The sequence below is a fragment of the Geothrix paludis genome, from assembly GCF_022808815.1.
Taxonomy (GTDB): domain Bacteria; phylum Acidobacteriota; class Holophagae; order Holophagales; family Holophagaceae; genus Geothrix; species Geothrix paludis.
Genome location: NZ_JAKZLC010000003.1, coordinates 62,025 through 70,993, shown reverse-complemented (window position 1 = coordinate 70,993; position 8,969 = coordinate 62,025). Strand labels below are relative to the sequence as shown.

Below are 8,969 nucleotides of genomic sequence, written 5' to 3'. Positions count from 1 at the left end.
GGAACAGGTTGGATTGGGTTGGCTGTCCACTAGCTAACGCACTCCTTTCCTCCGGGTCAAGCAAGTCCATGTCCGGAGACCCATTTTTTTTAGGGCGGGAAATTTTGCCGCAACTCCCGCTCTAAAGCGACCTTGTGATCGCCTTCAAGTTACGCGCCGAGCGCGGGAAGGCGTCATTCGCGACCCTGCCGACAGGGGTTGTCAGATTCCGCGCCTCCACGGCGCGGCATGGGTTCGCGGGGGCGAGAGAACCGGACTCCGGCGCGCTCAAGCCCCTATGATGGTCCCTGACCCTCCACCCCTTCCGGATGCCCCCATGCGCATCGCCCTCCTGGCGGATATCCATGCCAACCGGCTCGCGCTGGAGGCCTGCCTGGAGCACGCCCGGACACGGGGCGCGGAGCGGCTCGTCTTTCTCGGCGACTACGTGGGCTACGGCGCCCAGCCGAACGACGTGGTGGAGCGCATCCAGGCCGAGGTGAGCCGGGGCGCCATCGCGGTGGCGGGCAACCATGACCAGGCCGTGGCCGATGAGCGGGAATCGATGACCTCCGACGCCGAGACCGCCATGGCCTGGACTCGCGGCCAGCTCGGCCCGGAGGCGCGCGAGTTCCTGGCCAGCCTGCCCCTGCGCTTCGAGGACGGCCCCCGCCTCTACGTGCACGCCAGCCCCCAGACCTACCCGCCCTGGCTCTACATCCGCGAGGGCCGCGACGCCCGCCGGGCGCTGGAAGCCAGCCGGGCCCAGGTGGTCTTCTGCGGGCACACGCATATTCCCGCCCTGCACGGCATCACCGCCACGGGGCAGTTGGTCTCCTTCAAGCCCGTCCCCGCCGTGCCCATCCCCCTGCCGATCCACCGCCGCTGGCTGACCGTGATCGGCTCGGTGGGCCAGCCCCGCGATGGCCACCCGGGGGCGGCCTACGCCATGCTGGACACGGCCTCGTCCGAGCTCACCCATTTCCGGGTGGCCTACGACCTCCAGGCCGCCGCGACCTCCATCCTGCAAGCCGGCCTCCCGCGCGCCCTTGCAGCCCGCCTCCGGAAAGGGCTCTGACATGCCGCAGACGGCCATCGCGCCTGGGACCAACCTCGACGGCTTCCTCGTCGGGGAGCGGATCCACCAGGGCGGCATGGCCTCGCTCTGGGCCGCGTCCCATCCCGGGTTCGACTTCCCCCTGCTGGTCAAGGCGCCCGTGCTTTCGGAGGGCACGGATCCCGCCGCCATCGTCGGCTTCGAGATGGAGCAGATGATCCTTCCCCGGCTATCGGGCCCGCATGTGCCCAGGTTCATCGCCACGGGCTCCACCGGCTTCCAGCCCTACCTGGTGATGGAGCGGATCCCCGGTCCCAGCCTCCTGCCCATGCTGACCCGGCTCCCCCTGGCCTGCCCAGAGGTCGCGGCCCTGGGCGCCCGCATCGCCACGGCGCTGGACGACCTCCACCACCAGCACGTGGTCCACCTGGACGTGAAGCCCTCCAACCTCCTCACGCGGCCCACCGGGGAGATGGTGCTCATCGACTACGGGCTCTCCCACCACGAGGAGCTGCCCGACCTGATGGGCGAGGAGTTCCGCCTGCCCTACGGCACGGCGCCCTACATGGCGCCGGAGCAGGTGCTCGGCCTGCGCCGGGATCCCCGCAGCGACCAGTTCGCGCTGGGCGTGCTCCTGTACTTCTTCGTCACGGGCGTGCGGCCCTTCGGCGATCCTCAGCGCCTCTCCGGCCTGAAGCGGCGGATCTGGCGCGATCCGGTGCCGCCCCGCCGGCTCCGCCCGGACTGCCCACCCTGGCTCCAGGAGATCATCCTGCGCTGCCTGGAGGTACACCCCGCCTGGCGGTATCCCACCGCGGCCCACCTGGCCCTGGCCCTCCGCCACCCGGATCAGGTGAAGCTCACGGCGCGCTCGGAGAAGCTCCGCCAGGACCCCTTCACCACCGTGCTCCGGCGCCGCTTCGCCGATCGCGAGCTGGTGCTCCCCGGCGGGAAGACGCCCAGCCGGAGCGACGGTGATGCGCCGATCCTCGCCGTGGCGGTCGATCTCTCCCCCGAGGCGGCTCCCATCGCCGGCATCCTGCGCAGCATGGTGGCCCACATGCTCCCCGCCCTTCCCGGCGCGCGGGTGGCCTGCCTGAACGTGTTCAAGCTGGGGCGCATCACCCTGGACGAGCAGGTGGACGCCGAAGGCCGGAACCGCCACCTGCAGCGGCTCGTGGAGCTGCGCCACTGGGCGGAGCCCCTGGGCCTCGAGGAGGGCCGGATCAGCTTCCACGTCCTGCAGTCACCGGACCCGGCGGGGGCCATCCTCCAGTACGTGAACGCCAATCACGTGGATCACGTGGTCATCGGCGCCCGCGCCAGCTCCCTGCGGCGGACGCTCCTGGGAAGCGTGTCCAGCCAGGTGGCCGCGCAGGCGCCCTGCACCGTGACGGTGGTGCGGGCCCGGCGGCTGCGGACGTCCGACTTCAAGGACGAACCCGAGGACAAGGGCGAGGGCACCTGGACCGTGGGCTGAGGCCGTACATGGGAACGCCCCGGCGGGCCGGGGCGTTCCCATGGCTGCGGCGGAATCCTACTCGGCGTCCTCGGCCTTCGGCTCGGGGAGGGTGTAGTCCACGAACTCGATGAGGGCCATGTCAGCCGCGTCGCCGAGGCGATGGGCCATCTTGAGGATGCGGGTGTAGCCGCCGGGACGGCTCTCGAACCGCTTGCGGAAGTCGGCGCCGAAGAGCTTCTGCACGGCGTCCTTGCTTCCGAGGCGGGCCATCGCCAGGCGGCGGTTGGCAACCGAATCGGTCTTCGCGAGGGTGATGAAGGGCTCCACGAAGCTGCGAAGCTCCTTGGCCTTCACCAGGGTGGTCTCGATGCGCTCGCTCTGGATCAGGGCGGTCGCGAGGTTCTTCATGAGGGCCTTGCGCTGGTTGGTGGTGCGGCCCAGGCGCTTGCCGGAAACGTTGTGACGCATGGGGGCTCCTTACACTTCCTGCTCGAGCCGCATGCCGAGGGAGAGGCCGATACGAGCGAGCTCGTCCTTGATCTCCTGGAGCGACTTCTTGCCGAAGTTCTTGGTTTTCATCAGTTCAGCCTCGGTCCGCTGGACCAGCTCGCCGATGGTGGTGATGTTGGCGTTGCGGAGGCAGTTGTTGGCGCGAACGGAGAGCTCAAGCTCCTCGACGGACTTGCCCAGCCAGGTGTTGGCGGCCTCGGCGCCCAGGGTGGCGGCGCCCATCTCCATCTCGGTGAAGTCCTCGTCCTGGCGGGCGAACACGAGGAAGTGGTCGCGCAGGATGAGGGCTGCGTCGGAGACGGCTTCCTTGGGGTTGACGGCGCCGTTGGTCCAGACCTGGAGCGTGAGCTTCTCGTAGTCGGTGCTCTGGCCCACGCGGGCGGGTTCGACGATGTAGTTCACGCGGATGATGGGGCTGTGGTTGGCATCCATGGGGATGAAGCCCAGGCCCAGGCTCTCGTCGTGGTTGTGGTCCGCGGTCACGAACCCGCGGCCCAGACGCACCACCATCTCGATCTCCAGCTCGCCCTCTTCGCCCAGGGTGGCGATGTGGATGTTGGGATCCACGACCTCCACGTTCTGGTTGCAGCGGATGGCGGCCGAGGTCACCGTGCCCTCGCCCTTGGCGGAGATGGTCACCGTCTGGGGCTCGGGGCTGTGCAGCTTGAACGGCACTTCCTTGAGGTTCAGGAGGACATGGGTGATGTCCTCCCAGACGCCCGGAAGGGTGGTGAACTCGTGCATGACGCCCTTGATGCGGACGTTGGTGACAGCCGCCCCCTGGATGCTGCTGAGCAGCACCCGGCGGAGGCTGTGCCCCACGGTCGTGGCGAAGCCACGCTCGAAGGGGTAGGCCACGAATTCTCCGTAGGAGTCCGTGAGGGACCCGGGGGTCACCTCCGCGAATCGCGGCCTCTGGAAATCGCTGAGGTTCAGCATCCTGCCCCCTTACTTGGAATACAGTTCAACGATCAGCTGCTCGTTGATGTCCAGGGTGATGTCCTCGCGGGTCGGCGCGGCGAGCACCTGGCCCTTGAAGGCGGCGGCGTCCAGGGAAAGCCACTTGGGAATGCCACGGCCGGTGGAGGTCTCGACGGAGGTCTTGACGCCGTCGTTCTCGCGGGCGCGCTTGCCCAGCTCCACCGCCTGGCCAGGCTTCACCTGGTAGGAGGGGATGTCCACCCGCTTGCCGTTGACCAGCACGTGGCCGTGCATGACCATCTGGCGCGCGGCGGTGCGGCTGGGCGCGAAGCCCAGGCGGTAGACCACGTTGTCCAGGCGGCTCTCGAGGAACCCGAGCAGATTGTGGCCGGTGACGCCCTTCTTGGCGTCGGCCTTCTCGAAGTAGTGGCGGAACTGCTTCTCGAGCACACCGTAGATGCGCTTCACCTTCTGCTTCTCGCGGAGCTGCAGGGCGTAGCCGGTGGGCTTCTTGATCTTCCCCGCGCCGTGCTGGCCGGGGATCTTGCCCTTGCGGGTCTCGAAGGAGCACTTCTCCTTGAAGCAGCGCTCGCCCTTGAGATAAAGCTTCATGCCCTCGCGGCGGCAGAGGCGGCAAACGGCGTCTGTGTAACGTGCCATGTCTCTCCTCCTCTCTTAAACCCGGCGCCGCTTGGGCGGCCGGCAGCCGTTGTGGGGGATGGGGGTGACGTCGCGGATGCTGGTCACCTGGATGCCGGCGGCGTTGAGGGCGCGGATGGCGCTCTCACGGCCCGCACCGGGGCCCTTGACGCGGACGTCCACCGAGCGGACGCCCTGCTCCTTGGCGGCCTCGGCGCAGACGCCGGCGGCCACCTGGGCCGCGAAGGGCGTGCCCTTGCGCGTGCCGCGGAAGTTCTGGTTGCCGCTGGAAGCCCAGCAGAGCATGTTCCCCATCGGATCGGAGATGGAGATGATGGTGTTGTTGAAGGACGCCTGGACGTGAGCCACGCCGTGGGGGACGTTCTTCTTTTCCTTCTTCTTGACCACCTTCTTGCCGGCGGTCCGGGTCTGAGTCTTGGCCATGGTCTCCTCGCCTTACTTCTTCTTGCCGGCCACGGTGCGCCGCTTGCCCTTGCGGGTGCGGGCGTTGGTGTGCGTGCGCTGGCCACGGACGGGCAGACCCTTCCGGTGGCGCAGGCCGCGGTAGCAGCCGATGTCCATGAGCCGCTTGATGTCGAGGGCGATGTTCTTGCGGAGGTCGCCCTCCACAGTCTCCTCGGCGGTGATGACGCGGCGGATGCGGCCGACCTCGTCCTCGGTCAGGTCGCGCACCTTCGTGCCGAAATCAACCTTGGCGCGGGTCAGGATGCTGTGCGCCTTGGCGCGCCCGATGCCGAAAATGTAGGTGAGCGCGATCTCGATGCGCTTGCCGATGGGCAGATCAATGCCTGCGATGCGTGCCATCGTGTCTCCTTAACCCTGACGCTGCTTGTGCTTGGGGTTCTTCTTGCAGATGATCCGGTTGATGCCTTCGCGCCGGACCACTTTGCAGTGCTCGCACAGCTTCTTGATGGAGGGCCGAACTTTCATGGTGTCCTCTCGTGTCGTTTACTTGAATCGGTAGATGATGCGGCCGCGGGTCAGGTCGTAAGGGGTGACCTCGACGAGGACCCGGTCACCGGGGAGGATGCGGATGAAGTTCTTGCGCATCTTCCCGCTGATGTGCGCCAGCACCTGGTGCTTGTTTTCCAGTTCGACCCGGAATACCGCGTTGGGCAAGGCCTCGACCACTGTGGCTTCGAGCTCAATGGCTTCTTCTTTGCTCAAGCGCGCTCTCCGAAGACGTGACGCAGCGAATCAAACACCAGCTCCGGGGCGCGATTGCCATCCACGCTCCGGAAGGTCGGCCGATGCTTGTAGAAACCCAGGAGCGGCTGGAAGGTCGAGTGGAACTCGCCCATCCGGCTCCGGAAGGCTTCTGCGGTGTCGTCAGAACGGTGCTTCAGGGGACTTCCGCACACATCGCAGACACCGGCCTGCTTGGGAGGCTTGGATTCCAGGTGGTAGATGGCGCCGCAGGCGTTGTTGCTGCAGACGCGCCGGCCCACCACGCGGGCTTCCAGCACATCCTGGGGGACATCGACCAGCACCACGTGACCCGTCTTCATGCCCTTGGAGGAGAGGAAGTCTTCCAGGGCTTGAGCTTGCTGAAGGGTACGTGGGTAGCCGTCGAACAGCACGTCGGAGGTCTCGTCCAGCAGCCGCGCGAAGACAAGGCCGTTGACGGTGTCGTCGTCCACCAGTTTTCCCTCGGCCATGATGGCTTTCGCCCTCAGGCCGATCTCCGTCCCTTTCGAGACGGCATCTCTCAGAATGTCACCGGTTGAGAGGTGAGTCAAAGAGAATGTTTCCACCAGGCGCTTGGCCTGGGTGCCCTTCCCGGAGCCCGGGGCCCCGAGGAGGATGTTCGCAGTCAGACTCATGCCTCACCCCTGCGGGTGGAACGACCGCGGATGCGGCCCTTCTCGAGGAATCCGTCGTAGCGGCGCATGACCAGCAGGCTCTCCAGCTGGGCCGCGCTGTCCATGGCCACGCCCACCACGATCAGCAGGCTGGTGCCGCCGAAGTAGAAGTTGAGGCCCTGGATGTTGTTGGTGATGAGCAGGGGCACGATGGAGACCAGGGCCAGGTAGATGGCGCCCACGAAGGTCAGCTTGGACAGGATGCTGTCCATGAAGACGCTGGTCTCCTTGCCGGGGCGGATGCCCGGGATGTAGCCCCCGGACCGCTTCATGTTCTCGGCGGTCTCATCGGGGTTGAAGACGATGCTGGTGTAGAAGAAGGAGAAGAAGACCGTCACCCCCACGAAGACCGGCGTGTAGATCCAGAAGTGGGTCTGGGGGCTGAGGTAGGCCGCCGCCTTGGCCAGCCACTCCCAGCGGGTGAACTGGGCGATGGTGGCGGGGAAGAAGATCACCGAGCTGGCGAAGATGACGGGCATCACGCCGGCGGTGTTCACCTTCAAAGGCATGTAAGAACTGCGTTGGCTGGACATGCCGGCCGAGTCGGCCCGGCGGGCGTAGTGGATGGGGATGCGCCGGTAGGCGTTCTCCACCAGCACCACCGCCAGCAGCACCACGGTCATGGCCCCGATGAGCAGGATGAAGATGCCCGGGGGCGGGACGTTCGGGGCGTTCTTCAGGGACTGGGTGATCATCACGGTCAGGGTGGTGAGGCCCTGGGGCAGGCCCGCGACGATGCCGGCGAAGATCAGCAGGCTGATGCCGTTGCCGATGCCCCGCTCGGTGATCTGCTCGCCGATCCACATGACGAAGATCGTGCCCACGGACAGCGTGAAAGCCGCCAGGAAGCGGAAGGCGGTCGGCGAGATGGCGCTGGTCACCACCTCGAGGCCCGGCGCATTCTGGCTCTGGGCCAGGGAGGCGATGCCCATGCCCTGGATGAAGGCCAGGAGCACGGTAAGGTAGCGGGTCCACTGGGTGATCTTCTGCCGGCCGGCTTCGCCTTCCTTCTTCTGGAGGTTCTCCAGGTAGGGCACCACGGCCCCCATCAGCTGCAGCACGATGCTGGCCGTGATGTAGGGGGCGATGCCGAGGGCGAAGACCGAGAACTTCTTGAACGCACCACCGGAGAACAGGTCGACGACGTCGAAGAGCCCGCCGCCGCCGCGCTTGAGCGCGGCAGCCAGGTTCTCGGCGTTCACCCCCGGCACGCTGACGTGCACCCCCAGGCGGTAGATGGCCAGGAGGATGAGGGTGAAGAGGAGCCGCTTGCGCAGCTCCGGGATTGCGAAGAGGTTCTTGAGGCGGTTCATCGGCCGTTACTCGGCAGACTTCGCGACGGGCTCCTGGATCGTGCCACCCTTGGCCAGGATGGCTTCACGGGCGCCCTTGGTGATGCGGTCGGCCACGACGTTCACCTTGGTGGTGAGTTCGCCGCTGGCCAGCACCACGATCTTCTCGACGCGGGAGTTGACGAGCTTCTTGTCCCGCAGGGCATCCAGACAGACCGTCTCGCCATCCTTGAAGTGGATGGAGATGAGGCTGAGGGTGATCTCCTTGGTCTCGGGAGCGAAGATGTTGGTGAAACCGCGCTTGGGCAGGCGGCGGACGAGGGGCATCTGGCCGCCCTCGAAACCGCGCTTGCTGCGATAGCCGGACCGGGACTTCTGGCCCTTCTCGCCGCGGCCGGACGTCTTGCCGAGGCCGGAGCCCTTGCCGCGGCCCAGGCGCTTGCGGGTCTTGGTGGCGCCCTCAGCGGGCTTGAGTTCGTTGAGCTTCATGACCTACCCCTTCACCTGAACGTCGATGAGATGCGGGACGAGCTTGACCATCCCGTGGACGTTGGGGGTGTATTCGCATTCGCGGGTATCGCCGGGGCGCTTCAGACCGAGGGTCTGCATGAAGGCCCGGTGCTTGGGAGTGGTGCAGATGATGGAGCGCTTGAGGGTCAGCACCACCTGCTTGCCGATGAACTGCGACATGTTAAACCTCCGCCTGGTCCAGGCCCCGGTTGGTCAGGACCGTGTAGGGATCCATGAGGTCCTTCAGCCCTTCGAACGTGGCGCGAACCACGTTGTGGGGGTTGGAGGAGCCCAGGCTCTTCGTCAGCACGTTGTGGACGCCGGCGGCCTCCATGATGGCGCGCACCGCGGCGCCGGCGATGATGCCGGTGCCCTCGGGGGCCGGCTTCAGCAGCACGCTGCCGGAACCGAAGATGCCCGTCACCGGGTGCGGCAGGCTGCCGTTCGAGGTGAGGGGGACCTTGATCATGTTGCGCTTGGCGCTCTCGATGCCCTTCTTGATCGCGGAGGGCACTTCCAGGGCCTTGCCGAGACCGAAGCCGACCTTACCGTTGCCGTCGCCCACGACCACCAGCGCGGAGAAGGAGAAGTTCTTGCCCCCCTTCACCACCTTGGTGACGCGGCCCACGTAGATGACCTGGTCCTTGAATTCCCCGGCTTCGGGGTTGTTGCGGGTTTCCTTGTTGTCCTTGAGCTCTGCAGTCGCCATGGTGATC

Annotated in this window: 14 protein-coding genes; 2 read left to right on the top strand and 12 right to left on the bottom strand. The window is 66.6% G+C overall.

The window, feature by feature from the left end:
* The first annotated feature begins 316 nt into the window (after positions 1-316).
* Positions 317-1,057: a metallophosphoesterase family protein gene (locus MLE64_RS08625; RefSeq protein WP_243317354.1), complete on the top strand. Its 741-nt coding sequence runs from the start codon at positions 317-319 to the stop codon at positions 1,055-1,057.
* A 1-nt stretch (position 1,058) separates the two neighbouring features.
* The gene (locus tag MLE64_RS08620) at positions 1,059-2,516 is read left to right on the top strand and encodes a serine/threonine protein kinase (protein WP_243317353.1); all 1,458 of its coding nucleotides are present in this window, start codon (positions 1,059-1,061) and stop codon (positions 2,514-2,516) included.
* Positions 2,517-2,573: 57 nt separating this feature from the next.
* Here the strand turns inward: MLE64_RS08620 and rplQ are convergent, their stop codons facing one another.
* From rplQ to rpsE, 12 genes are read right to left on the bottom strand one after another with little or no spacing between them, the layout of a single operon-like run.
* The gene (gene rplQ / locus MLE64_RS08615; protein WP_243288421.1) at positions 2,574-2,966 is read right to left on the bottom strand and encodes a 50S ribosomal protein L17; all 393 of its coding nucleotides are present in this window, start codon (positions 2,964-2,966) and stop codon (positions 2,574-2,576) included.
* Between the two features lie 9 nt (positions 2,967-2,975).
* Positions 2,976-3,947 carry a DNA-directed RNA polymerase subunit alpha gene (locus tag MLE64_RS08610; RefSeq protein WP_243288422.1) on the bottom strand — a complete coding sequence of 324 codons (972 nt, stop codon included), beginning with the start codon at positions 3,945-3,947 and terminating at the stop codon, positions 2,976-2,978.
* A 9-nt stretch (positions 3,948-3,956) separates the two neighbouring features.
* Positions 3,957-4,589 carry a 30S ribosomal protein S4 gene (gene rpsD, locus MLE64_RS08605; RefSeq protein WP_243317352.1) on the bottom strand — a complete coding sequence of 211 codons (633 nt, stop codon included), beginning with the start codon at positions 4,587-4,589 and terminating at the stop codon, positions 3,957-3,959.
* 15 nt (positions 4,590-4,604) lie between these two features.
* A complete protein-coding gene (gene rpsK, locus MLE64_RS08600) occupies positions 4,605-5,012 on the bottom strand; it encodes a 30S ribosomal protein S11 (protein ID WP_026852731.1) in 408 nt (135 codons plus the stop codon).
* 12 nt (positions 5,013-5,024) lie between these two features.
* Complete coding sequence (gene rpsM, locus MLE64_RS08595) at positions 5,025-5,393, bottom strand: 30S ribosomal protein S13 (RefSeq protein WP_243317351.1); 369 nt, start codon at positions 5,391-5,393, stop codon at positions 5,025-5,027.
* A gap of 9 nt (positions 5,394-5,402) precedes the next feature.
* On the bottom strand, positions 5,403-5,519 hold the full coding sequence (gene rpmJ, locus MLE64_RS08590; protein WP_243288424.1) for a 50S ribosomal protein L36: 117 nt from the start codon (positions 5,517-5,519) through the stop codon (positions 5,403-5,405).
* Between the two features lie 18 nt (positions 5,520-5,537).
* Positions 5,538-5,756, bottom strand: a complete 219-nt coding sequence (gene infA, locus MLE64_RS08585) for a translation initiation factor IF-1 (RefSeq protein WP_026852734.1) — start codon at positions 5,754-5,756, stop codon at positions 5,538-5,540.
* Complete coding sequence (locus tag MLE64_RS08580) at positions 5,753-6,412, bottom strand: adenylate kinase (protein ID WP_243317350.1); 660 nt, start codon at positions 6,410-6,412, stop codon at positions 5,753-5,755. The genes infA and MLE64_RS08580 overlap by 4 nt, the downstream gene beginning before the upstream one ends.
* Positions 6,409-7,764: a preprotein translocase subunit SecY gene (gene secY, locus MLE64_RS08575; protein ID WP_243317349.1), complete on the bottom strand. Its 1,356-nt coding sequence runs from the start codon at positions 7,762-7,764 to the stop codon at positions 6,409-6,411. The genes MLE64_RS08580 and secY overlap by 4 nt, the downstream gene beginning before the upstream one ends.
* A 6-nt stretch (positions 7,765-7,770) precedes the next feature.
* Positions 7,771-8,232, bottom strand: a complete 462-nt coding sequence (gene rplO / locus MLE64_RS08570) for a 50S ribosomal protein L15 (RefSeq protein WP_243317348.1) — start codon at positions 8,230-8,232, stop codon at positions 7,771-7,773.
* Positions 8,233-8,235: 3 nt separating this feature from the next.
* A complete protein-coding gene (rpmD, locus tag MLE64_RS08565; protein WP_043483639.1) occupies positions 8,236-8,433 on the bottom strand; it encodes a 50S ribosomal protein L30 in 198 nt (65 codons plus the stop codon).
* 1 nt (position 8,434) lies between these two features.
* Positions 8,435-8,962: a 30S ribosomal protein S5 gene (rpsE, locus tag MLE64_RS08560; RefSeq protein WP_243288429.1), complete on the bottom strand. Its 528-nt coding sequence runs from the start codon at positions 8,960-8,962 to the stop codon at positions 8,435-8,437.
* Between the last annotated feature and the right edge of the window lie 7 nt (positions 8,963-8,969).